The organism is Paenibacillus cisolokensis (assembly GCF_050481165.1).
In the GTDB taxonomy this organism is placed as follows: Bacteria; Bacillota; Bacilli; order Paenibacillales; family Paenibacillaceae; genus Paenibacillus_AH; species Paenibacillus_AH cisolokensis.
This window is the reverse complement of record NZ_JBCNFP010000010.1, coordinates 1-23745: the sequence shown is the minus strand read 5'-3', so window position 1 is coordinate 23745 and position 23745 is coordinate 1. Positions and strand designations below refer to the sequence as shown.

Genomic DNA, 23745 nt, shown 5'->3' with positions numbered 1-23745 from the left:
AACTTTTCACTGTCCAGTATAATAACTATTAAATAAATTAACTTTCAAAATGAAAGGCGGGCTGAACGATGACGGCGACTTTGTCCACACCGTTTACGCTTAAAAATTTGCGGCTGAAAAATCGGATCGTTATGCCGCCCATGTGTCAATATTCGGTTACGGCCAAAGACGGCGTGCCGAACGAATGGCATTACGTTCACTATGTGTCGCGGGCGGTGGGCGGTGCGGGACTTATTATTATCGAAATGACGGATGTTGAGCCCGACGGACGCATCTCGGATTACGACCTTGGCTTGTGGTCGGACGAACATGTGCCCGCATTCCGGCGGATTATCTCGGAATGCCAGAAGTACGGCGCCAAGGTCGGCATACAGATTGCTCATGCCGGCCGGAAGGCCGAGGATGCGGCCGTGCCTGTCGGACCGTCGGCCATTCCGTTCGGCCCCGGCTTCAAAACGCCGCGGGCGCTTACGACAAGCGAAGTGAAGGCGATGGTCGGCAAATTCCGCGACGCCGCCCGGCGGGCGGTGGAGGCCGGCGTCGATACGATCGAGATTCACGGCGCCCACGGCTATTTGATTCACCAGTTCCATTCGCCGGCCACCAACGACCGTACCGACGAGTATGCGGACTACGCCAAATTCGGCGTCGAAATTATACGCGCGATGAAGGAAGTGATGCCGCCCGATATGCCGCTGTTGATGCGGGTTTCGGCAGTGGAATATATCGACGGCGGATACGGGATCGATCATATCATTGAGATTTGCCGCCAATATCGCGATGCCGGCGTCGACATGTTTCACGTTTCGAGCGGCGGCGAAGGCCCCGCCGGCAAGCGGAAGCCCGGCAATTATCCGGGCTACCAGGTGCCGATGGCCCGCGAGATCAAGCAAGCGCTGGGAGTGCCGGTCATTGCGGTCGGCATGCTGGACGATCCTCAGCTTGCCGGGAAGACGATCGCAAGCGGGGACGCCGATCTTGTCGCGGTCGGGCGCGGCATGCTGAAGGACCCTTATTGGGCGGTCCATGCGATTCGCGCCGTAGATGGCGAGACGACGGTGCCGCGCCAATACGAGCGGGCTTACTGATAACCGAAATCCGCCTTCGGACGAGGCCGAGGTTATGAACCTTCTGAATTTCGGGAAGACTGGTAGAGTGAGTTATAGACTCCCGAACAAGTCCCGAACAAGTCAGGAGGTCGGTAGAAGTGTATCAAATATTGCTGATTACGGACGGCTGCTCGAACGTTGGCGTCAACCCGGTTGTGGCGGCGGCCACCGCGCAGTCGGAAGGGATTGTGGTCAATGTCGTCGGCGTTGTCGATCAGGGCGAGCTTGGCGATTACGGCAAAGCCGAAATCGAGGAAATCGCCCGCGCCGGCGGCGGCATGAGCCGTTTGGTCAATACCAGGCAGCTGTCGCAAACGGTGCAGATGATGACGCGCAAAACGGTTGTGCAAACGATCCAGTTGGCCGTTCAGAAAGAGCTGAAACAGGTGCTCGGCACAGACGGCAAAATCGAGGAGCTGCCGCCCGACAAGCGCGGGGAGGTCGTCCGGGTCATCGACGAGCTCGGAGAGACGACCGGTCTCCGCGTCGCCTTGGTTATCGATGCCAGCGCCAGCATGAAGCCGAAGCTCCACGCGGTGGAAGAGGCCATTCGCGACCTGATGCTCAGCCTGCAGGCCCGGCAAGGACAAAGCGAGCTGGCCGTCTTTCATTTTCCGGGCACGAGTTACGGCGACGACTGTACGCTCGATCTGGATTGGACAACCGATTTGAAAGGCGTTACTTCCATTTTTCCCAAGCTGCAGATGCGCGGCACGACGCCTACCGGACCGGCGCTTATGCGCGTCATTGATTTTTGCAGAGAGGACAGGTATGGTAGGAGGAGCAAAGACGAAACGGACGGGATGATGGGTGACTACGTCGTTTGAGCTCGGATTGCGCCGGGGCGTCATCGTTACCGGCAAGTGGAATCGCGGCCGCTACCGCGTCGAGCGGATGCTTGGCGAGGGAGCCAACGGCAAGGTGTTCCTCGTGCAGCGCGAACGGGACAAAGGATGGTACGCTCTTAAAGTGGGAGCCAACGCTGTCGATCTTCAGTCGGAAATCAACGTGCTGAAGTCGTTGGCCGGACAGAACCGGTCATCGGGGACGGGTTCTTTTCTGATTGATGTGGACGATCTGTGCGCAATGGACGGCAGCGAGCATCCGTTCTACGTCATGCGGTACGTCAGAGGCGCGACACTGTCGGAATATCTTGAGCGTAGCGGTCCCGAATGGTTCCCGCTTGTCGGCTACAATCTGCTGCTCAAACTGTCCGGTTTGCACGATGCGGGCTGGGCGTTCGGCGACTTGAAGGTCGAGAACGTGCTGGTTGCCGATTACGGCCGCGTCGAGCTGGTCGATTACGGCGGCGTGACGGCGTTCGGGAAGAGCGTGCGCCAGTTTACGGAGATTTACGACCGCGGCTACTGGAACGCCGGCTCGCGGACGGCCGACGCCGGCTATGATTTGTTCTCGTTTGCGGTAATGTGCATTCAGCTTCACGAGAAGCGAAAGCTTGCGCAAATGGCCGCATCGCTTCTGCCGCAAAACCGTTCGCCGGAAGAGCTGATGAAGCTCGTCCAGCACAACAATGCGCTGCGGCCGCTGTCCGGGTGGCTCGGCGGCGCGTTGACGGGCCGTTTTGCGAACGGCCGGGAAGCGGCTGCAGCCTGGCAGCGGTTGATGCACCGGCCCGACGGGAACAGGCGCGCCGGCGCGGTTCCGGGTTGGATGAAAGCCATGTTTATGGCATCGGCCGCTTTGCTTGCCGTCACGATCTATTGGTATGTGCGCAGCTAAAACGCAAACGTCCGGGGGGAGGGGAGTCATGGAGGAACTGGTGAGGAAGATAGCGGATATCGCTCATACGGAGCGGTTGTGGCAGCGGGGAGAGACGATCGTCGTGGCCGTGTCGGGCGGCCCGGACTCATCGGCTTTGCTCCATGCGCTCCATCGGTTGGCCGATCCTGAAGGGATTCGCCTGGTTGCGGCCCATGTCGATCATGGATTCCGCGGCGAGGAATCGGCCCGGGAGGCGGAGATGGTTCGGGCGTTCGCCGGCCGGCTCGGCGTTCCGTTCGAGACGGTGCGGCTCGATCTTCCTGTTTATATAGAAGAAACGCGAATGAATGCGCAAGCCGCGGCCCGGAAGCTGCGGTACGATTTCCTGCACGAGGTGGCCGCGCGCCGCGGCGCAGCCCGCATCGCGCTGGCGCATCACGCGGACGATCAGGCCGAGACGGTGCTGATGCGCATCCTGCGCGGAGCCGGTCCGGGCAGCCTGGCCGGCATTCCGATTCGCCGCCGCGAAAAAAAGGTGGAACTCATTCGCCCCCTTTTGCGTATGAACAAGATAGAGCTGCTACGCTATTGCGAGGAGAACGGCGTTCCGTACTGCATCGACAGCAGCAACGAACAGCGGTACTACTTCCGCAACGAAGTGCGTTTGGACATTTTGCCTTATTTGAGCCGTTTCAATCCCCGGTTGCCGGAAGCGCTGGCGAGGCTGTCCGAAATCGCCGCAGAGGAAGACGCCTGGATGGCCGGCGAAACCGAAGCCGCCTTCAAGCGGCTGGTCCGCTGTTCGGGCGGCGAATGCGCGATGGACCGCCGGCCCTTCCTGGGCCTTCATGTTGCTTTACAAAGGAGATTGATTAAACTAATATTAAATTATCTGTCACTGGAAACGGAAACAGCCTCGTTCGAACGGATCGAGACGATCCGTCTCGCTGCGCTCGGCGAGGAGACGACCTGGACGCTGGATGCCGGCGGCGGCATACGCTGCGTAAGGGAATACGACACCCTTCGCTGGATTTCGCAGCGGGACGGACGATCCCTGCCCGGTCGTACAGGTCGTTACGCATACCGCGTTTCGGCCGACTGCCGGCTTCTGCACGTGCCCGAAGCGGGCTGCTCGTTTCGATTCGACGAAGCGCCAGGGGGAGAGAAGACGCGCCCGTCCGGCCGCATGGAAGCGTGCTTCGATGCCGACAGGCTCGCGTATCCGCTCACGGTACGCAATCGCCGGCCCGGCGATCGGATGCGGGTCATCGGACTAAACGGTTCCAAAAAGGTTCAAGATATGTTCATCGACGAGAAGATCCCGCCTTCCCGGCGGGAGGCGATGCCGCTTTTGACCGATTCGGAAGATCGCATCGTCTGGATACCCGGATTGCGGCGATCGCCGTTTGCGCTGCCTGACGACTCTACCCGGCGGGTGCTGCGCGTTCGCGTAGAACGCTGCACGGATGCGGAATAACGGGGCGATAGCGGGCATTTGCCCGAATAAGTTGCACTTGTTTATTCATAAGTATAGCTATAACTTATAGGAGGACTTCATTTGTTAAACGACATTCAAGAAGTGCTGTACGATTCTGAACAAATCCGGGCGAAGGTCAAGGAACTCGGAAACAAGCTTTCCCGTGACTTTGAAGGACGGAATCCGTTGGTGATTTGTGTTCTTAAAGGCGCGTTTATTTTTATGTCCGATTTGGTAAAAGAAATCACCATTCCGCTGGAAATCGACTTTATGGCCGTTTCCAGCTATGGCCAGTCTACCAAATCGACCGGCGTCGTGAAGATCGTCAAAGATCTCGACACGCCGGTGGAAGGCCGGGACGTGCTGATTGTGGAAGACATTATCGATAGCGGGCTTACGCTCAGTTATTTGATCGACGTGCTGGAACGCCGCAATGCGAAGTCCGTAACGGTCGTGACGCTCTTCGATAAGCCGGCCCGCCGGACGGTCGAACTGGAAGCGGATTACACCGGATTTACGCTGCCCGACGCTTTCGTCGTCGGCTATGGGCTCGACTATGCGGAACGATACCGCAATTTGCCGTTTATCGGCGTGCTGAAGCCCGAAGTGTATGAGAAGTAGCGGAAAGTCCGTTGGCCAGTCCGATGCGCGATTCGCCGTACATGCCTCCCCATGCCGTTCTATTGTGGTGGAAAGACATGCTATGGTAAAATATTTTAAGCGTCTTGAGAGGAGGTAGGGGATGAATCGGATCATCCGCAATACTGGATTCTATTTGCTCATCTTCTTGGTGACCGTCGGGATTTTCCAATTTATCAGCAGACAAAACGATACGTCGGCCGAAATTCGGTACGACCAGTTGAGGCAAGAGATTGCAAACAATAATATCGAAGAAATTACGCTGCAATTCGACGGCTATTCCTATTTGGTCACCGGTAAATATAAAACCGCACCTCCGGATGCGCAATCTGACCGATTCTTCTCACGCACGAACGTTGAAGAATATGTAGTCAAGGAAATTGATGAAGCTTCGCGAACGAACGGCTTCAAGCTGACGATCAAGCCTACGGAAGAGCCTAGCATTTGGCTCACATTCCTTACCTCCATCATCCCGTTCGTGATCATGTTCATCCTGATTTTCTTCCTGATCAATCAGGCGCAGGGCGGCGGCGGCAAAGTGATGAACTTCGGCAAGAGCCGCGCGCGTCTGTACAACGAAGAGAAGAAGCGGGTCACGTTCGAGGATGTGGCCGGCGCGGACGAAGAGAAGCAGGAGCTTGTCGAAGTCGTCGAGTTTCTGAAAGATCCGCGCAAATTTGCGGCAGTCGGCGCCCGCATTCCGAAAGGCGTGCTGCTCGTCGGGCCTCCGGGTACCGGTAAAACGTTGCTGGCCCGTGCCGTGGCAGGTGAAGCCGGCGTTCCGTTCTTCAGCATTTCCGGTTCGGACTTCGTGGAGATGTTCGTCGGCGTCGGTGCCTCCAGGGTACGCGACCTGTTCGAAAATGCGAAGAAAAACGCGCCTTGTATTATCTTTATCGACGAGATCGACGCCGTCGGCCGCCAGCGCGGCGCCGGACTTGGCGGCGGTCACGACGAGCGGGAGCAAACGCTGAACCAGCTGCTTGTCGAAATGGACGGCTTCGGTGCCAACGAAGGCATTATTATCGTCGCGGCGACGAACCGGCCGGATATTCTCGACCCGGCGCTTCTGCGTCCCGGACGTTTCGACCGTCAAATTACGGTCGACCGGCCGGACGTGAAAGGCCGCGAAGCGGTGCTGAAAGTGCACGCCCGCAACAAACCGCTGAGCAAGGACGTCAAGCTCGATGTCATCGCCAAGCGTACGACAGGCTTTACCGGGGCCGATCTGGAGAATCTGCTTAACGAAGCGGCGCTTCTTGCCGCAAGACGCAACAAGAAGGAGATTGCCATGGTCGAGGTGGACGAAGCGATCGACCGCGTCATTGTCGGTACGGAGAAGAAAAGCCGCGTCATCAGCGACCGCGAGAAACGGATCGTCGCTTATCACGAAGCGGGTCATACGATCGTCGGCTATTTCCTGGAGCATGCCGACATGGTGCATAAAGTGACGATTATCCCGCGCGGCCGCGCCGGCGGATACGTCATTATGCTGCCGAAGGAAGACCGGATGCTGGTCACGAAGCAGGAACTGCTCGACAAAGTGACAGGGCTGCTTGGCGGACGGGTTTCGGAGGAACTGTTCATCGGCGAGATCGGCACCGGCGCTTACAGCGACTTCAAACAGGCCACCAGCATCGTGCGCAGCATGATTATGGAATACGGCATGAGCGAGAAGCTCGGTCCGATGCAATTCGGCAATTCGCAGGGCCAGGTATTCCTCGGCCGCGATTTCGGACATGAGCAGAACTATTCGGATGCCATCGCCTACGAGATCGACCAGGAGATGCAGCGCATCATCAACGAATGCTACGAGCGGGCGAAGAAACTGCTTTCCGAGAAGAGCAAGGAAGTGCATCTGATTGCCCAGACGCTGCTTAAGGAAGAGACGCTCGATATCGAGCAGATCAAGCGGCTGATCGAGACCGGGTCGCTTGACGGCGAGCCGGGCGAATCGCCGGAGCAGACCGAAGCGTCGAAAGAATCGTCGGCCGAACCGACTGTCGACACGCTCGGCAATGTCAGGGTTCGCATTCAGACGCGCGAACCGGGCGAAACGGCGGCTCCGCCGACCGATGACAAGAAGAGCGGCAACGACGATTCCGGCAATCGCGAATCGTAAAGCTTCCATCATATGGCTGCATTATTAGAGGCTCCGTTTCCGGAGCCTCGTTTTTTTATTTTTTGGCAATAAAAAAACCGGAATGAACGTGCGGCCATGGTATGGCGTCTAATCCGGCGCAATGGCCATTTTGCCCGGAACGGACCGGTGGTTTTTCTCATTGACATGGATAAATACCTTGTGTAAATTTAATGATAATTAAATGAAATGGCATACAGGGGACTCGGTAGTGTACGTTTTCCCGCAAGCTTGTGCATAAGTTCACAAAGTCGCAGGGGGCATTATGCGAGGCCAAAGCCAGTCAGATCCGAAGAGGAGATGTCAATCATGGAAGCATTGGCGCTGGAGCGCAAGGCGGAGCAGAACCGCCAGCTGCGCGATCGGCTTATGGAATTGAAGAAAGAGCGCAACGCGATTATTCTGGCCCACTATTATCAGCGGGATGAAATTCAGGAAGTGGCGGATTTCCGAGGCGACTCGTTTTTGCTTGCCCAGAAGGCCGCGCAGACCGATGCCGATGTCATCGTGTTTTGCGGTGTTCATTTTATGGGCGAGAGCGCTAAAATTCTGGCTCCCAATAAGACCGTTCTCATTCCCGACGAGCGGGCGGGCTGCCCGATGGCGGATATGGTGAACGTCGATGGCCTTCGCAAGCTGAAAGCACAGCACCCGAATGCGACGGTTGTAACATATATCAACTCGTCCGCCGAGGTGAAAGCGGAGACCGACATTTGCTGTACGTCAGCGAACGCGGTGAAGGTGGTCAACTCGGTGGAAAGCGACGAAGTAATCTGGGTTCCGGACAAAAATCTCGGTCATTACGTCCAGCAGCAAACGGACAAGAAGATGATCATCTGGGAAGGATACTGCAACACGCACGACATGCTGACGGTGAAGGATGTCGAGGAGATGAAAGCGAAGTATCCGAACGCCCAGTTCGTCGTTCATCCGGAGTGCCGTCCGGAAGTCGTGGCGCTTGGAGACTTCGTCGGCAGTACGACCGCAATCATTAAATATTGCAGAGAATCCGATCATAAGGAATTTATCGTCGGAACGGAAGACGGCACGGGGTACCAACTGCGTATGGACAGTCCGGATAAAACGTTCCATTTTGCCACCAAATATTTGGTTTGTCCGAACATGAAAGTCAACAATCTGAAGAAGCTGGTCAAATGTCTGGAGACGATGCAGCCGCAAGTTTACGTGCCGCCGCATGTCGCCGACAAGGCCCGCTTGTCGCTGGAGCGCATGCTGCAGGTCAAATGACCGCGCGCCGTTCTGATGTATTGCCCGGGAGGCTATAGTTGCCATGATTCCAAGATATCTCGTTAACCTATCGCTCCAGCAGCTCCCTGTCGTGGAGAAAGATGTTATCGTCATAGGGGCCGGCATTGCCGGCCTTTTTACCGCCATCAAGGCGAGCGAAAGTAATTCGGTTCTGGTTATTACGAAGAAATCGTTAATGGACAGCAATACGCGTTACGCCCAGGGCGGCATTGCCGCCGTCATTTCCGACGACGATTCGCCCGAATACCATCGCCAGGATACGCTTGTGGCAGGGGTCGGACTATGCTCGCAAGATGCGGTCGATGTGCTCGTTCACGAAGGGCCGGAAGGGGTGCGGGACCTTATCCGGATGGGCACCCATTTCGATCAGGAAAACGGCGAATTCGCGCTGACGAAGGAAGGCGCGCATAGTCAACGCCGCATTTTGCATGCGAACGGAGACGCCACCGGTTACGAGATCGTGCGGGCGCTGTCGGAGAAAGCCGTCGGCAATCCGGCAATTGAGATCTGGGACGATCATTTTGTCATCGACTTGATAACCGAGGACGGCGAATGCTGCGGCGCGCTCGTGCAGAAGCCTGACGGAAAGCGGCTGTTCGTGCGAGGCAAGGCTGTCGTTCTGTGCTCCGGCGGAACCGGCCAGCTGTACCGTTATACGACGAATCCCGATGTCGCCACAGGCGACGGTATCGCGATGGCTTATCGCGCGGGCGCCTATATTCAGGACATGGAATTTATTCAATTTCATCCGACCTCGCTCTGTTATCCCGGCGCTCCCCGTTTCCTAATTTCCGAAGCGGTGCGCGGCGAAGGTGCGATACTGCGCAATATTAAAGGCGAGCGCTTCATGGAACGCTATCATCCTCTGCTGGAGCTGGCACCGCGCGACGTCGTGGCAAGGGCGATCGTGAGCGAGATGGAAGCGACGAAGTCGACATTCGTTTATTTGGACATCACGCATGAGCCGGCTGATATGGTGAAGCACCGGTTTCCGAACATTTACGATTTTTGCCTCAACTACGGTCTGGATCTGACAACCGACTGGATTCCGGTAGCTCCGGCTGCGCATTATATGATGGGCGGGGTCAAAACCGATTTGCACGGGGAAACCAATATTCGCCGATTGTTCGCTTGCGGGGAAGTGTCTTCGACCGGCGTTCATGGAGCGAACCGTCTGGCCAGCAATTCGCTGTCGGAAGCGATTGTATTTGGCCGCCGCATCGTCGAGCGAATTAACGAACTGCCCCCCGTCGAAGGATTGCCGATCCCGGATATCCGGGAAGAGCGGAGTCGCGGCGGCGTACCGATGCAAGCGGTCGTCGAGCGGCGTCTCAAGCTGCAGAAGGTGATGGTTCGCTATGTCGGTTTGCGGCGCGATGCGAAGGGACTCGCCAAAGGGCTGGAAGAGCTGAAGCGCCAACTGCCGATATTCGAGTCGGTATTGACGAGGCGGGAAGAATTCGAGTTTGCCAATCTTCTTATTTGCGCGCTGTTGACGACGCAAGCGGCCTTGGCCCGCGAGGAGAGCCGGGGCGCGCATTATCGCGAGGATTTCCCGGAGAGGGACGATGAGCGCTGGCGCAAGCATACGGTGCTGCACCGGCTGCAAGGTTTGACGGGGGAGCGGATTGACGATGATTGATAACGGATTCTCCTATGAGTTCGAAGGGTATAATGAAGCGTTGAAGGAGCAAATCCGCCGCTGGCTGGCGGAGGACGTCGGCAGCGGGGACATTACGACCGCTGTCACAATTCCGGGAGGCAGCCAGTCCAAGGCGGTTATTCATGTGAAGGAGGACGGGGTTGTGGCCGGATTGCCGGCCGCCCGTCTCGTATTCGAAGTCGTCGATCCCGGATTGCGCTTCCGGCCGCTGATGCAGGACGGCCAGCGGGTAACGAAGGGCGACGTGCTGGCCGAAGTGGAAGGCAGTACGCACAGCCTCTTGACGGGCGAGCGTCTGGCGCTCAATCTGATGCAGCGGATGTCCGGCATCGCGACCAAGACAAGACGTTTTGTCGAGGCGCTGGAGGGGCTGCCGGTCCGCCTTGTCGATACGCGCAAGACGACCCCGGGCCACCGGTTGTTGGAGAAATATGCCGTACGTGTCGGCGGAGGGGCCAATCACCGGTTCGGCCTGTACGACGCCGTCATGATCAAGGACAACCATATCAAGGCCGCCGGCGGCATCCGGCAAGCGGTGGAGGCGGCTCGGGCGCGCATTCCGCATACGATGAAAATCGAAGTCGAGACCGAGTCGCTTGAGCAAGTGGACGAAGCGCTCGAATGCGGCGCCGACATTATTATGCTCGACAACATGCCGTACGATCGAATGAGGGAAGCCGTTCTTCGCATTAAGAGCCGGTCTCCCCATGTGATTACGGAAGCGTCCGGCGGCGTCCGTCTGGATACGGTGCGCGCGATTGCGGAATGCGGCGTCGACGTCATTTCCGTCGGGGGGCTTACGTATTCGTTCGATTCCCTCGATATCAGCCTCGATTTGAATGCAAAGAAGGGCGGGAACCCGTCATGATTTTGGTTATCGATGTCGGAAATACCAATATTGTGCTTGGTATATATAAGAAGAAGGAGCTGCTCCATCACTGGCGTCTCAGTACGAATCGGGCCGCGACGGTGGACGAATACGGCATCACCATTCACAACCTGTTTCAATATGCAAATTTGCCGATGGACCGGATCGAAGGGGTCGTCATTTCGTCCGTTGTGCCGCCGCTGATGCGCACGTTGGAGCAGCTGTGCCTGAAATATTTGCGAAGGACGCCGCTTGTCGTCGGACCGGGGATGAAGACCGGATTGAATATCCGTTACGAAAACCCGCGCGAGGTCGGGGCGGACCGGATCGTCAATTCTGTCGCAGGTATCGAGAAATACGGCACGCCGCTCATTATCGTCGATTTCGGAACGGCGACGACGTTCGATTTCATCGACGAGCATGGCGATTATTTGGGCGGGGCCATCGTTCCGGGCATCCAGATTTCGACCGAAGCGCTATACCAGCGCGCCGCCAAGCTTCCCCGTATCGAGCTGGCCAAGCCGCGCAGCGTGATCGGCCGGAATCCGGTAACATCGATGCAGGCCGGCATTATATTCGGATATGCCGGACAAGTCGACGGCATCGTCCGGCGCATCCGGGCGGAGTTCGGCGTTCGGCCCAAAGTGGTCGCGACGGGCGGGTTGGCCGAGCTGATCGCTTCCGAATCGGAGACGATCGAGGAGATCGATCCGCTTCTTACCCTGGATGGGTTGCGTCTCATTTACGAGCGAAACCGGGACTAAAGCTTTGCCAGGGATCATCTATTGGTACACCGCAGACATTGTTCATAAATAAATCGGGTAGAAAACGGAGGGATTAATAATGAATGAGCCGTTACAGGATATTTTGGTCCGGGGAACGGCGTGGGGGGGCAGCATTCGTGTCTTCGCGGCCCGGACTACACGGCTTGTAGACGAGATGCGCCGGCGTCACGGCACGCTTCCGACAGCGACGGCCGCACTCGGACGGGCGGCGACGGCCGCCGCGATGATGGGCGCCATGCTGAAAGGCGACGAGAAGCTTACGGTGCAAATCAAAGGGGAAGGACCGCTCGGGCAAATCGTCGTCGATGCCAACGCGAAGGGCGAAGTGCGCGGATATGTCGATCATCCCTCCGTCCATCTGGCCAGCAATTCGCAGGGTAAGCTTGACGTGGCAGGGGCCGTCGGCCGAAACGGACATCTTCATATTATCAAGGATCTGGGGCTGAAGGAGCCGTACCGGGGCAGCGTGCCGATCATTTCCGGCGAGCTCGGGGAAGACTTCACTTATTATTTTGCCGTATCGGAGCAGACGCCTTCGGCAGTCGGTCTTGGCGTGCTGGTCGATACGGACGGCTCCGTCCTTCATGCCGGAGGGTTCATCATTCAGATCCTCCCGGGTCTGACCGATGCGGAGCTCGACAAGCTGGAACGGGCCATCGGCGCGATGCCGCCCGTGACGTCGCTGCTCGATCAGGGCGAGACGCCGGAAGAAATATTGCGTTTTGCCGTCGGCGACGATTTGCTAATTCACGATACGATGGAGCTTCGTTTTCAATGCAAGTGCAGCCGGGATCGGGTCGAACGGACGTTAATCAGCATGGGGGAGGAAGAACTCCGATCGTTGGCCGAAGAGGAAGGGAAGGCCGAGGTCGTCTGCCACTTCTGCAATGAGGCCTATTCGTTTGACAAACCGCAGCTGGAAGCGCTGCTGCACCGGGTCAAGGCGAAGAACGGCACATAACGGAGGCCCGGAACAGATGAGGAGAGCGGGCTTGCTGAAGAGCATTGTTGTGTTTCAGGCGATATGCCTGATTGCGTTGTCGGCTTTCGTTATCAGCCGAACCGTTCCGGCTTACCCGAGCGAAGAGGCGGGTGCGCCGACGGATGAAGAAGAGTCGCCGGACGGCCGCGAGCAGACGGACGGCAGCGTTGTCGCCCGGGTCGGCTCCGGCGTCATAACGGAGGACGAGTGGGTATCCGAATTGATCCGCCAGTACGGGGACACCGTGCTGCGAACGATGATGATACGCCGGGCCATCGATCTGGAAGCGGCCAAATACGGCATTACGGTGCGGGATGAAGAGATTGAAGGCGAGCTTATGCTGCGCGTGCTCGGCTACGGGAGCGAAGAAGCTTTCTACGATGCGATGAAGGACCAGCTCGGCTTGACCGAAGAGGACGTATGGAAGGATGCGCGCTACCGGCTGTTGCTGGAGAAGATCGCCACCCGTACGATTTCCGTGACGGATAAAGAGATCGACGACTATCTTCGCGAATATGGCCAGCAGTTTCAGGGGACGACGCAATACCGGCTGGCCTGGATTGTGACCGATACGTACGATGAGGCGGAACGCGTATTGGATCTGCTTGAGGAAGGGGAAAGCTTCGAGCGTCTGGCGAGCGAATATTCCAAGGACGAATTTACGGCGGATAACGGCGGCGATCTCGGACTTGTCGACCAGAACGACCCGTTTCTCGATCCTGCCCTGCTGGAGGCTGCCGGCCGTTTGGAGATCGGCTCCGCAACCGGACCGCTCAATGTGAAGGAAGGATATGCCGTAGTACGGCTGCTCGAGAAGCGGGAAGCGACCGCGCTTAGCGGAGACTTGCTCCGCGAGGCGGCACGCCGACAAATCGCGCTTTCCGTTGCCAAGCCGCTTCGGGAAGTCGAGGAGGAGCTGCTGTCGAAATATGCAGTCGTCCTAAAACCGGCTTTTCAAAGCGGAAATTAGGCCCTTTGGCGGAAATCGGGTATTGACAATAGATGACATCCATTGGTAAGATGGAATCAGGCAAAACCTACTGAAATAGTCGGAATAACAAGGAGGCTTGCATTCATGGCCAAAATTGTCAACAGTATTACCGAGCTGATCGGTGATACGCCGCTTGTTCGATTGAACCGTCTCGTCCCGGAAGATAGCGCAGAAATTTATGTCAAGCTGGAATACCAAAACCCGGGAGCAAGCGTCAAGGACCGGATTGCGATCAGCATGATCGAAGTTGCCGAGCAAGAAGGACGAATCAAACCGGGCGACACCATTATCGAGCCGACCAGCGGCAATACCGGTATCGGTCTGGCGATGGTAGCCGCTGCGAAAGGATATCGGGCCATTCTGGTCATGCCGGAAACGATGAGCATCGAGCGCCGCAACTTGCTTCGCGCTTATGGCGCCGAACTGGTGCTGACGCCGGGCTCGGAAGGAATGAACGGCGCGGTGAAGAAAGCGGAAGAGATTCTGAAGGAGAATCCGAACTACTTCATGCCGCAGCAATTCAAAAACCCGGCCAATGTCAAAATTCACCGCGAAACGACGGGTCCGGAAATCGTCGAGGCGATTCAATCGCTGGACGGCAAGCTGGATGCGTTCGTGGCCGGCATTGGCACCGGCGGTACGATTACAGGTGCGGGTCAAGTGCTGAAGCAGCATTTCCCGAATATTCGCATTTATGCCGTAGAACCTGCTGCTTCCCCGCTTCTGTCCGGCGGCAAACCCGGGCCTCATAAAATCCAGGGAATCGGCGCCAACTTCGTGCCGGACATTCTGGACCGGGAAGTTTATGACGGTGTTATTACCGTCGAGAACGAAGATGCGTTCGAAACGGCGCGCCGTTCCGCCAAGGAAGAAGGAATTCTGTGCGGCATCTCTTCGGGCGCAGCCATTTTCGCGGCTTTGAAAGTCGCCAAAGAACTGGGCAAAGGTAAACGCGTCGTCGCCGTCGTTCCGAGCAACGGGGAGCGCTATCTCAGCACGCCGCTGTTTAATTTCGAGAATTGATAGCATCCGCGCAGCGGATGCGGAGCCCTTTCGGCGCTCCGCCGCTGCAACGCGAATGCACCAGGCAGTCTCCGGCGCCGGCCGGGGGCTGCCTCTGTTTTTCGGCGGCTTTCGTTCCGCCGCTTTTCTTTTTTCTGTCGATTCGGTATACTAGCTTGCAACAAGGCCGGGCGGCAAATGCCGCAGGCTAATCGGGTGGAGGGAGCGGCAAGTGGAAGCGACGTCATTGGAGCAATGGAAACGGTGGCGCAATGAAGGCAAATATACGACGCTGCCGCTGCTCAGCATACGGTCGTGGACATTCGGCGAAGCGTCGCCGGCTGCGGGCTGGACGTGGACGAAAGCGTGGCAAGCCGCTTCCCCGTATGCGATCGTGCTGGAGAGCGGCAAGGACGGAAGGTATACGTATTTGGCGATCCGCCCGTCCGCCGTCATCCGGGGAAAAGGAGAAGCGGCCGAGGAGATTGACCTGTCGACGGGGAAGCGGACGGCCTATAACGGCAAACCGCTCGACGTCGTCAGACGGTGGATGGCGGCTTATACGGGACCGCGGCTGGAGGCCGGGCCGAACTGGACCGGAGGCTGCGCCGGATTTTGGGGATATGACGTCGTCCGTTCGATCGAACGGCTACCGGTTCTGGCGCATGACGATTTGGACCTTCCGGACTACCTGTTTATGCGTGTGGACGAATTGTGGATCGTCGATCATCGGGAGCGGGAAGTAATCTGCGCCGTTCATACGCATGTGAACAGGGCGGTTGGCGATGCGGAGCTGGAGGCTTTTCACCGGGCGGCTTTGCGGAAGACGGAAGAAATGTGGGATTTGTGGCGAACGATCGTATCGCCGGACGGCGCGGACCGGAAACTTGCGGAACGCCGGGGCCGGTATGTGGCGGAGCAAAGCCCGCATATCGACATCGAGTCGCTCCCGGGTCTTTCGTCCCCCTTTTCAAAAGAGCGGTTTATGGAAGCGGTACGGGCGATTCAGCGGTATATCGGGCAAGGCGACGTCTTTCAGGTCAATCTGTCGTTAAGGCAGGAACGGCCGGTCGACGCATCTCCCGAGGAGCTATACGAATGGTTGCGTCTGCTGAATCCGTCTCCCTATATGGGCTTTTTGCGCTGTCCCGATTTTCAGCTCGTGTCGGCATCTCCCGAGCTGCTCGTGCAGTTGAAGGACGGTACGCTGTCCACCCGGCCGATCGCCGGTACGCGCCGCCGCGGCCGCACGCCGGAAGAAGACGAGCGGATGGCCGAGGAGCTGCGGACGAATGAGAAAGAGCGGGCCGAGCATATTATGCTTGTCGACCTGGAACGCAACGATCTGGGGCGCATATCCGCTTATGGGACCGTTCAGGTGAAGGAATTGATGGTCATCGAGCGCTATTCTCACGTTATGCATCTGGTGTCCCAGGTGGAAGGCAAGCTCGCGGACGGCAAGGATGCGTTCGACGTCGTCGCGGCGACATTCCCCGGAGGGACGATTACAGGCGCGCCCAAAATCCGGACGATGGAAATTATCGAGGAGCTGGAGCCGGTGCGGCGCGGCCCGTATACCGGATCGCTCGGCTGGATTGACTATAGCGGTGATTTGGAATTTAATATTATTATACGTACGATGACCGTCCGTAACGGCGTCGTATATATACAGGCCGGAGCGGGCATCGTAATCGATTCCGATCCGGAGCGGGAATATCGCGAATCGTTGAATAAAGCGAAAGCGCTGTGGAAAGCGATAGATTTATGCGAACGTTTCGCCGGGACGGCCGGAACGGCTCTGGCGGCCGATCGGCGGAAAATGGATATAGCGGACGAATAAAGCGTCCGCCTCGGGCTCAAGATGGAAAGGGGACGCCGGGAATGATACTGGTAATCGACAATTACGATTCATTTACTTTCAACTTGGTGCAATATTTGGGCGAGCTTGGCGAAAGGGTCATCGTCAAGCGCAACGACGAAATCGATATGGCAGGCATCGAACGCCTTGCGCCGGATCATATTTTGATTTCCCCCGGTCCCTGTACGCCGAACGAAGCCGGCATCAGCCTTTCGCTGATCGACCGGTTCAAAGGGGAAATTCCGATATTGGGCGTATGTCTCGGGCACCAATCGATCGGCCAGGCTTTCGGCGGCGAGGTGGTCAGGGCGGAACGGCTCATGCATGGGAAAACATCCGAAATCTATCATGACGGCAAAACGATTTTCTCCAGCATTCCTTCCCCCTATACGGCCACGAGATATCATTCGCTGATCGTCAAGCGGGACACGCTTCCCGATTGTCTGGAGATAAGCGCTGAGACGGCCGAAGGCGAAATTATGGGATTGAGACATAAGGAATATCCGATCGAAGGGGTGCAGTTTCATCCCGAGTCGATCATTACGGAGCATGGCTTGACGCTGCTTCGCAATTTCCTGTCGATGAAAGCGAATGCGGTTCGATGAATATCGGAATTAACGGAGCTGTGGTCGAAGCCGGCAAAGCCGTGATCTCGGTTTACGATCACGGTTTTTTATACGGGATGGGACTGTTCGAGACGTTTCGGACCTATGGCGGCAAGCCGTATTTGCTGGACCGGCATTTGGACCGTCTCGTCCGCGGCTGCGAGGAGCTGGGCATACGTTATACGCCTGACAGGGCCAGGCTTGAGCAATGGCTTCGCCGCGTCATGGCGTCCAACGGGTTGGAAGAGGCTTATGTGCGCCTGACGATAACGGCCGGCGAAGAAGGTCTCGGGCTTCCTGCCGGCGATTACGAGCGGCCGAATGAGCTGCTGCTTGTAAAGCCGCTGCCGCCGGTCGATCCGTTGCAGGATTTGCGCGGGAAAGAACTGCGGCTGCTTCGTACGCGGCGCAATACGCCGGAAGGCTCGGTGCGTCACAAGTCGTTGCATTATATGAACAGTTTGCTCGCCAAGCGGGAACTGATGCGAAGCGGCGCGGCGGCGAACACCGAAGGGTTGATGCTCACGGCCGATGGCCTGCTGGCAGAAGGTATCGTCAGCAATCTGTTCTTCGCGTCGGGCCGTAAAATATGCACGCCATCGACCGATACCGGCATTTTGCCGGGCATCACAAGGGGACGGGTGCTGGAGCTGGCGGAAGAGGCCGGGTATGACGTAGAGGAAGGCCATTATCGCTATGACGAGCTGTTGGACGCCGACGAAATATGGATCACCAATTCCGTTCAGGAGCTCGTTCCCGTCACCCGGCTGACATCCTGTGACGCATCGCCGCATATTGTCGGCAACGGGACGGCCGGCCCGATCGCAACCGCTCTTCTCAAGTTGTATCGCCAGGACGCATCGGGCGAACGCTGACGATGGAGTCTCCCGGCTCGAAACTGAACTGCCAAAACGGAAGGTGAGCAGATTGCACAGAACATTCATGAGACCGCCGATTCATATTCGCCATTACGATTTGGGCGGAGGCGTGGAGCTTGAGCTTGGTTCGCGGACGCTGATTATGGGCATATTGAACGCGACGCCGGATTCGTTCTCGGATGGCGGCCGGTATACGACTGTCGAGGAGGCTGTCCGCAGGGCGGTCGAGATGGTCGAGGAGGGAGCCGACATTATCGATATCGGCGGCGAGTCGACGCGTCCGGGCTCCGCGTTTGTCGATGCTGGGGAAGAGCAGCGCCGCGTGCTGCCGGTCATCCGGGCAGTCCGGGAGGCGCTTCCGAAAGTGCCGATCTCCATCGATACGTACAAGGCGGAGACGGCAAGAGCGGCCCTGGAAGCAGGCGCGAACATCATCAACGATATTTGGGGGCTGAAGGGAGACGAACGGATGCCGGCCGTAGCCGCCGAGTACGATTGTCCGGTTATCATCAGCCATAATCGCCACGCTCGGGATTACAGCGATCTTGTATCGGATGTGTTGGCCGATCTTCAGGCAAGCGTGAAGCTTGCCCGGCATGCCGGCGTCCGCGATGACCGGATATGGCTGGATCCCGGCATCGGCTTCGCCAAAAATTACGACGACAATCTCGTCCTGATGGGCAGACTGTCGGAATTGGCCGCAATGGGATTCCCGGTCTTGCTCGGCACCTCGCGCAAACGTTTCATCCGGCAGACGCTCGACGTGCCGGTCGACGAGGCGGTGGAAGGGACGGGCGCGACGGTGGCCCTCGGCATTGCGCAGGGATGTCAAATTGTAAGGGTTCATGATGTGAAAGAGATGAAACGGGTAGCCGCCATGACGGATGCGATCGTTTATCGGTTGGCCTAAGGGAAGCCAAGCCCGGTTTACAGGGGTGAAGCCTGACGATGGATCGAATCGAATTGAAAGGCATGAAGTTTTTTGGATATCATGGGGTATATGCGGAGGAGAACAGGCTCGGCCAGCGATTCCGCGTCGATTTGGAGCTGAAGCTCGATCTGTCGGCGGCCGCGTCGACGGACGATCTTCGGGAGACGGTCAATTACGCGGAACTGCATGCGCTGACGAAGAGCATCGTGGAAGGCCCTCCCTTCAAGCTGATCGAAGCTTTAGCGGGTCACATTGCATCCCGGGTGCTGCAAGCTTATACTAGGATAAATGAAGTGACGGTTCGCGTCATCAAACCACATCCGCCATTCGACGTGGAATTTGACGGGGTGGCGATCGAATTGACCAGAAAGCGGGATGAACATGGACATGTCGTTCCCGTCTGAACGTTCGCCGCAGGACGCAAGCGGCAAGCCGGCCGGGCAAACCGCGAAGCGGGGAGCCGCATACGTCGCGCTCGGTTCCAATCTGGGCGACCGGGAGCGTTCGCTGTTTGAAGCTCTTCAATTGCTGAACGAACACCCGGCGGCGGATGTGCTCCGGGTATCGCCCGTTTATGAGACCGATCCGGTCGGCTACACGCAGCAGCCGGCTTTTCTCAATATGGTCGCCGCGGTCCGGACATCCTTGACGCCGCGAGAATTGCTGCGCCTGCTGCTGGATATCGAGCGCAAGCTCGGACGGGTTCGGGACGTCCGCTGGGGACCCCGAACGATCGATCTCGATTTATTGCTTTACGATGACAGGCGGTTCGAAGACGACGAGCTGACGCTGCCGCATCCGCGGATGATGGAGCGGGCATTCGTGCTCGTACCGCTGCGGGATGTGCTTCATCGGGAGCATCCGCTGTACAATCAGGTGGCGGAATTGACCGCAGATGCGCTCAGGGACGGAAAGGAAGGCATCGCCCTATGGAATACGATCAACTGGCACAACGCGTTCGCGCGTTTCGAAAATTAAAAGGCTACACGCAATTGGAGCTGGCCTCGGCACTCGACATATCGGTCGCCGTGCTCGGCTCGCTGGAACGGGGCACGCGCAAGCCCGATCCGAAACTGCTGGAACGGATTTCCGAGCAGCTCGGCATCAGTTACGAAGAACTGACAGCGGGTGACAGCCGATTGTCATAACCGGTGAGGAAAAGTTCGTATCCAACACGGCAAACGAAAGGAGACAGGAGCGGCATGCTGAAAATCGGAGATATCGAAATGAAAAACAACGTGGTGCTAGCGCCGATGGCCGGCGTGTGCAATCCCGCTTTCCGGCTCATTGCCAAGGAATTCGGAACCGGGCTTGTATGCGCGGAGATGGTCAGCGATAAAGCCATTCTGCACGGCAATAAGCGGACGATGGAGATGCTTTATGTCGACGAACGGGAGAAGCCGCTCAGCCTGCAAATTTTCGGGGGTGACCGACATTCCCTTGTCGAGGCCGCAAAAATCGTCGATAAACAGACGAACGCCGACATTATCGACATCAATATGGGATGTCCGGTCCCCAAAGTGACGAATTGCGACGCTGGCGCCAAATGGCTGCTTGATCCCGATAAAATATACGAAATGGTGTCGGCTGTCGTCGATGCGGTCGATAAGCCGGTTACCGTCAAAATGCGAATCGGCTGGGACAGCAAGCATATATATGCGGTCCGCAACGCCCAGGCGGTCGAGCGGGCCGGCGGGAAGGCGGTCAGCGTCCACGGCCGCACCCGCGAACAGCTGTATACCGGCAAAGCGGACTGGAATATTATAAAAGAAGTCAAGGAATCCGTTTCGATTCCGGTTATCGGCAACGGAGACGTCATGACGCCGGAGGATGCCAAGCGGATGCTCGACCTGACCGGCTGCGACGGGGTTATGATCGGGCGCGGCGCGCTCGGCAATCCATGGATGCTGTATCGAACGGTTCACTATTTGACGACGGGAGAACTGCTCCCCGAGCCGACGCCGGAAGAGAAAATCGAAATCGCCATTCTGCACATGGACCGGTTGTGCGCCTTAAGAGGAGAAGCGATAGCGGTTCGCGAAATGCGCAAGCATTTGGCGTGGTACCTGAAAGGCCTGAAAGGCTCCGCAAGGGTGAAAGATATGATTATGGAAGAAACAAGCCGCGATACACTGGTCGACATTTTGCAGCAGTATGTCGCTTCTCTTCGCGAAGAAGAAGCGCAATCGCGATCGGACGCAGCAGCCGTTCATTGACAGGTCAGTCCCGCTTTCCCGGGGCTGCCTGTCGGACATGTTATGCGTTTTCATTCCTTTGTCTGGATGCGATTGACATACCGTGTTCATTTGAATATAATCTTGCAGTATAAATCACCCAATGAACACAACCTGACGTCAGCGCAGGCCGCATAAATTGGCATGATGCGCAAGGTTTGTGCGTACGATATGAACATTCGGCCAATCGTGTATGCCCGGTATGAAAATATGTCATATGACAGGAGAATCGGAAATGAGCGATAAGGAAATCATTCTGACGCAGGATGGATTGAAGAAGCTCGAGGAGGAACTGGAAAACCTCAAATCGGTGAAGCGGCGCGAAGTGGCGGAGCGGATCAAAATCGCTATCGGCTACGGCGATATCAGCGAAAACTCCGAATACGAAGACGCGAAGAACGAGCAGGCCTTCATCGAAGGTCGTATCATTACGTTGGAGAAAATGCTTCGCAACGCGCGCATTATTAACAATGAGGAGATCGACACCGATACCGTCAGCATCGGCTCCACCGTGATCGTGGAAGATGTGGAATTCGGCGACACGATGGAATACGCCATCGTCGGCACTGCGGAATCCGATCCGCTTCAGAACAAAATTTCCAATGAAAGTCCGGTTGGAAAAGCGATTTTGGGCAAAAAGAAAGGCGAGATCGTCGATGTGAACGTTCCGGCTGGCGTTATTCAATATCGAATCGTAGATATTAAAAAATAAAATAATGTTGTGCGGCAACTTTCGAAATCGAAAAGCTTCCTTTCGGAGGCTTTTCTTGCCGCATGGCCATATTTAAGGAGTGAATGGAAGTGGAGCGGGAAACGCAAGTTCAGGAACAGGAACTGAGCGAGCTGCTAAAAATTCGGAGAGACAAGCTGGATGAGCTGCGGAAGCTTGGCATCGATCCGTTCGGCGGCAAATTCGAGCGCACTCATCAGGCGGCAGACATTATTAAGGCATACGATCATTTACCGAAGGAAGAGCTCGAAGCGCTGTCCGTCGAGGTCAGCGTAGCCGGACGGATCATGCAGAAGCGCGGGATGGGCAAGGCGGGATTCGCCCACATTCAGGATCTGAGCGGGAAGATTCAGATTTACGCGCGCAAAGATTCCTTGGATGATGCGCAATACCGCGCTTTCGGGATTCTCGATATCGGAGATATTATCGGCGTACGCGGCACGGTGTTTCGGACCAATACCGGCGAAACCTCCATTAAAGCGAAAGAAATCGTCGTCCTGTCCAAGTCGCTGCTCCCTCTTCCCGATAAATACCACGGCCTGAAAGACGTTGAATTGCGCTATCGTCAGCGTTATGTCGATTTGATTATGAACCCTGACGTTCAGCGCACGTTCATTACGCGGTCGCGGATCATTCAATCGATGAGGCGCTATCTCGATTCGCTCGGTTATCTGGAGGTCGAAACGCCGACGCTCCATGCGATTGCCGGCGGCGCCGCGGCGCGTCCGTTCATTACGCATCATAATGCGCTGGACATGCAACTGTATATGCGGATCGCGATCGAGCTTCATCTGAAAAGACTGATCGTCGGCGGAATGGAAAAGGTATACGAAATCGGCCGCGTATACCGCAACGAGGGAATTTCGACGCGTCACAATCCCGAATTTACGATGATCGAGCTGTATGAGGCTTATGCCGACTACAAGGATATTATGGCCTTGACTGAAAATTTAATTGCCCATATTGCGAAGGAAGTGCTTGGCACGACGGTCATTACGTACCAGGGCCAGGAAATCGATTTGGCCCCGCCGTGGCGGCGCGTTTCGATGGTCGATCTGGTCAAAGAAGCGACGGGCGTGGATTTCAGTGTGCAGATGAGCGACGAAGAAGCTCATCGGCTGGCGAAGGAACATAATGTGCCGGTAGAGCCGCATATGACGTTCGGCCATATCGTCAATGCGTTTTTTGAAACGTTTGTCGAGCATACGCTTATCCAGCCGACCTTTGTGACCGGCCACCCGGTCGCCATCTCCCCGCTGGCCAAAAAGAATGCCGACGATCCGCGGTTTACCGATCGTTTCGAGCTGTTCATTGTGGCCCGGGAGCACGCCAACGCGTTTACGGAATTGAACGATCCGATCGACCAGCGCCAGCGATTCGAAGCGCAGCTTCTCGAACGCGAACAGGGCAATGACGAGGCGCATGAGATGGATGAGGACTTTATCCGCGCGCTCGAGTACGGCATGCCGCCAACCGGCGGGCTCGGCATCGGCATCGATCGTCTCGTCATGCTGCTCACGAATGCGCCGTCGATCCGCGATGTGCTGTTGTTCCCGCTGATGAGAGAGCGGGCGGACGAAGCGTAAGGCGCGACAACTCATAGGACAGGTCGTCATCCGATGTCATTCGATGGCGACCCCGACTATGTTTATGTTGTGGAAAAAATTAATTTAAAAAAACACTTGCAATCTAGCAGGGGGGCGTGATATATTATAAAAGTCGCCGCTGAAACGGCGGTGAGCGAAAGCAGCATTTGTTCTTTGAAAACTGAACAACGAGCGAACTGCCCCGTCAATGAGAATTGACGGAAGCAACAATAATGAGCACAATCAACTTTACCATTTATGGAGAGTTTGATCCTG

Annotated in this window: 23 protein-coding genes; all 23 read left to right on the top strand. The window is 56.9% G+C overall.

Annotated features, from left to right (window positions below; genetic code table 11):
* Positions 1-68 precede the first annotated feature (68 nt).
* The 23 genes from ABEV74_RS01800 (at position 69) to lysS (ending at position 23469) form a co-directional block, all read left to right on the top strand.
* A complete protein-coding gene (locus ABEV74_RS01800) occupies positions 69-1088 on the top strand; it encodes an NADH:flavin oxidoreductase/NADH oxidase (protein WP_430143032.1) in 1020 nt (339 codons plus the stop codon).
* Between the two features lie 119 nt (positions 1089-1207).
* Positions 1208-1936, top strand: a complete 729-nt coding sequence (locus ABEV74_RS01795) for a vWA domain-containing protein (RefSeq protein WP_213529034.1) — start codon at positions 1208-1210, stop codon at positions 1934-1936.
* Entirely contained in the window at positions 1920-2849 is a 930-nt protein-coding gene (locus ABEV74_RS01790; protein ID WP_430143030.1) for a serine/threonine protein kinase, read from the top strand. The genes ABEV74_RS01795 and ABEV74_RS01790 overlap by 17 nt, the downstream gene beginning before the upstream one ends.
* Positions 2850-2877: 28 nt before the next feature.
* On the top strand, positions 2878-4308 hold the full coding sequence (tilS, locus tag ABEV74_RS01785; protein WP_430143028.1) for a tRNA lysidine(34) synthetase TilS: 1431 nt from the start codon (positions 2878-2880) through the stop codon (positions 4306-4308).
* Between the two features lie 81 nt (positions 4309-4389).
* A complete protein-coding gene (gene hpt, locus ABEV74_RS01780; protein ID WP_062489607.1) occupies positions 4390-4929 on the top strand; it encodes a hypoxanthine phosphoribosyltransferase in 540 nt (179 codons plus the stop codon).
* Between the two features lie 121 nt (positions 4930-5050).
* Entirely contained in the window at positions 5051-7069 is a 2019-nt protein-coding gene (gene ftsH / locus ABEV74_RS01775) for an ATP-dependent zinc metalloprotease FtsH (protein ID WP_430143025.1), read from the top strand.
* Positions 7070-7396: 327 nt separating this feature from the next.
* Entirely contained in the window at positions 7397-8335 is a 939-nt protein-coding gene (gene nadA / locus ABEV74_RS01770; protein WP_062489603.1) for a quinolinate synthase NadA, read from the top strand.
* A gap of 43 nt (positions 8336-8378) precedes the next feature.
* Complete coding sequence (gene nadB, locus ABEV74_RS01765) at positions 8379-9998, top strand: L-aspartate oxidase (RefSeq protein WP_430143024.1); 1620 nt, start codon at positions 8379-8381, stop codon at positions 9996-9998.
* The gene (gene nadC, locus ABEV74_RS01760) at positions 9991-10887 is read left to right on the top strand and encodes a carboxylating nicotinate-nucleotide diphosphorylase (RefSeq protein ID WP_430143022.1); all 897 of its coding nucleotides are present in this window, start codon (positions 9991-9993) and stop codon (positions 10885-10887) included. Before nadB ends, nadC begins: the two co-directional genes overlap by 8 nt.
* The gene (locus ABEV74_RS01755) at positions 10884-11651 is read left to right on the top strand and encodes a type III pantothenate kinase (protein WP_062489597.1); all 768 of its coding nucleotides are present in this window, start codon (positions 10884-10886) and stop codon (positions 11649-11651) included. The genes nadC and ABEV74_RS01755 overlap by 4 nt, the downstream gene beginning before the upstream one ends.
* Before the next feature lie 79 nt (positions 11652-11730).
* Positions 11731-12633 carry an Hsp33 family molecular chaperone HslO gene (gene hslO / locus ABEV74_RS01750; protein ID WP_430143020.1) on the top strand — a complete coding sequence of 301 codons (903 nt, stop codon included), beginning with the start codon at positions 11731-11733 and terminating at the stop codon, positions 12631-12633.
* A 31-nt stretch (positions 12634-12664) separates the two neighbouring features.
* On the top strand, positions 12665-13624 hold the full coding sequence (locus tag ABEV74_RS01745) for a peptidylprolyl isomerase (protein WP_430143019.1): 960 nt from the start codon (positions 12665-12667) through the stop codon (positions 13622-13624).
* Between the two features lie 105 nt (positions 13625-13729).
* On the top strand, positions 13730-14668 hold the full coding sequence (gene cysK, locus ABEV74_RS01740) for a cysteine synthase A (RefSeq protein WP_062489591.1): 939 nt from the start codon (positions 13730-13732) through the stop codon (positions 14666-14668).
* Between the two features lie 211 nt (positions 14669-14879).
* On the top strand, positions 14880-16487 hold the full coding sequence (locus ABEV74_RS01735) for an anthranilate synthase component I family protein (protein ID WP_430143018.1): 1608 nt from the start codon (positions 14880-14882) through the stop codon (positions 16485-16487).
* A 41-nt stretch (positions 16488-16528) separates the two neighbouring features.
* A complete protein-coding gene (gene pabA / locus ABEV74_RS01730; RefSeq protein WP_430143016.1) occupies positions 16529-17110 on the top strand; it encodes an aminodeoxychorismate/anthranilate synthase component II in 582 nt (193 codons plus the stop codon).
* Positions 17107-17985, top strand: a complete 879-nt coding sequence (gene pabC, locus ABEV74_RS01725; protein ID WP_430143014.1) for an aminodeoxychorismate lyase — start codon at positions 17107-17109, stop codon at positions 17983-17985. The genes pabA and pabC overlap by 4 nt, the downstream gene beginning before the upstream one ends.
* 67 nt (positions 17986-18052) lie before the next feature.
* Entirely contained in the window at positions 18053-18898 is an 846-nt protein-coding gene (folP, locus tag ABEV74_RS01720) for a dihydropteroate synthase (RefSeq protein ID WP_430143033.1), read from the top strand.
* Between the two features lie 38 nt (positions 18899-18936).
* Positions 18937-19323, top strand: a complete 387-nt coding sequence (gene folB, locus ABEV74_RS01715; protein ID WP_062489575.1) for a dihydroneopterin aldolase — start codon at positions 18937-18939, stop codon at positions 19321-19323.
* Positions 19307-19897: a 2-amino-4-hydroxy-6-hydroxymethyldihydropteridine diphosphokinase gene (gene folK / locus ABEV74_RS01710; protein WP_430143013.1), complete on the top strand. Its 591-nt coding sequence runs from the start codon at positions 19307-19309 to the stop codon at positions 19895-19897. Before folB ends, folK begins: the two co-directional genes overlap by 17 nt.
* Positions 19849-20067 carry a helix-turn-helix domain-containing protein gene (locus ABEV74_RS01705; protein WP_062489573.1) on the top strand — a complete coding sequence of 73 codons (219 nt, stop codon included), beginning with the start codon at positions 19849-19851 and terminating at the stop codon, positions 20065-20067. The genes folK and ABEV74_RS01705 overlap by 49 nt, the downstream gene beginning before the upstream one ends.
* Positions 20068-20121: 54 nt before the next feature.
* On the top strand, positions 20122-21135 hold the full coding sequence (gene dusB, locus ABEV74_RS01700; RefSeq protein ID WP_062489571.1) for a tRNA dihydrouridine synthase DusB: 1014 nt from the start codon (positions 20122-20124) through the stop codon (positions 21133-21135).
* Positions 21136-21388: 253 nt separating this feature from the next.
* A complete protein-coding gene (gene greA / locus ABEV74_RS01695; protein WP_062489569.1) occupies positions 21389-21865 on the top strand; it encodes a transcription elongation factor GreA in 477 nt (158 codons plus the stop codon).
* Positions 21866-21954: 89 nt separating this feature from the next.
* Positions 21955-23469 (top strand): lysine--tRNA ligase, encoded by a 1515-nt coding sequence (lysS, locus tag ABEV74_RS01690; RefSeq protein ID WP_430143010.1) that lies wholly within the window; start codon positions 21955-21957, stop codon positions 23467-23469.
* Positions 23470-23745 lie beyond the last annotated feature (276 nt).

Excerpts from the sequence above, each read along its gene's own strand:
- ABEV74_RS01800 (WP_430143032.1), top strand. The coding sequence starts at position 69 with ATGACGGCGACTTTGTCCACACCGTTTACGCTTAAAAATTTGCGGCTG.
- tilS (WP_430143028.1), top strand. The coding sequence starts at position 2,878 with ATGGAGGAACTGGTGAGGAAGATAGCGGATATCGCTCATACGGAGCGG.
- ftsH (WP_430143025.1), top strand. The coding sequence starts at position 5,051 with ATGAATCGGATCATCCGCAATACTGGATTCTATTTGCTCATCTTCTTG.
- nadA (WP_062489603.1), top strand. The coding sequence starts at position 7,397 with ATGGAAGCATTGGCGCTGGAGCGCAAGGCGGAGCAGAACCGCCAGCTG.
- nadB (WP_430143024.1), top strand. The coding sequence starts at position 8,379 with ATGATTCCAAGATATCTCGTTAACCTATCGCTCCAGCAGCTCCCTGTC.
- nadC (WP_430143022.1), top strand. The coding sequence starts at position 9,991 with ATGATTGATAACGGATTCTCCTATGAGTTCGAAGGGTATAATGAAGCG.
- ABEV74_RS01755 (WP_062489597.1), top strand. The coding sequence starts at position 10,884 with ATGATTTTGGTTATCGATGTCGGAAATACCAATATTGTGCTTGGTATA.
- hslO (WP_430143020.1), top strand. The coding sequence starts at position 11,731 with ATGAATGAGCCGTTACAGGATATTTTGGTCCGGGGAACGGCGTGGGGG.
- cysK (WP_062489591.1), top strand. The coding sequence starts at position 13,730 with ATGGCCAAAATTGTCAACAGTATTACCGAGCTGATCGGTGATACGCCG.
- pabA (WP_430143016.1), top strand. The coding sequence starts at position 16,529 with ATGATACTGGTAATCGACAATTACGATTCATTTACTTTCAACTTGGTG.
- pabC (WP_430143014.1), top strand. The coding sequence starts at position 17,107 with ATGAATATCGGAATTAACGGAGCTGTGGTCGAAGCCGGCAAAGCCGTG.
- folP (WP_430143033.1), top strand. The coding sequence starts at position 18,053 with ATGAGACCGCCGATTCATATTCGCCATTACGATTTGGGCGGAGGCGTG.
- folB (WP_062489575.1), top strand. The coding sequence starts at position 18,937 with ATGGATCGAATCGAATTGAAAGGCATGAAGTTTTTTGGATATCATGGG.
- folK (WP_430143013.1), top strand. The coding sequence starts at position 19,307 with ATGTCGTTCCCGTCTGAACGTTCGCCGCAGGACGCAAGCGGCAAGCCG.
- ABEV74_RS01705 (WP_062489573.1), top strand. The coding sequence starts at position 19,849 with ATGGAATACGATCAACTGGCACAACGCGTTCGCGCGTTTCGAAAATTA.
- dusB (WP_062489571.1), top strand. The coding sequence starts at position 20,122 with ATGCTGAAAATCGGAGATATCGAAATGAAAAACAACGTGGTGCTAGCG.
- greA (WP_062489569.1), top strand. The coding sequence starts at position 21,389 with ATGAGCGATAAGGAAATCATTCTGACGCAGGATGGATTGAAGAAGCTC.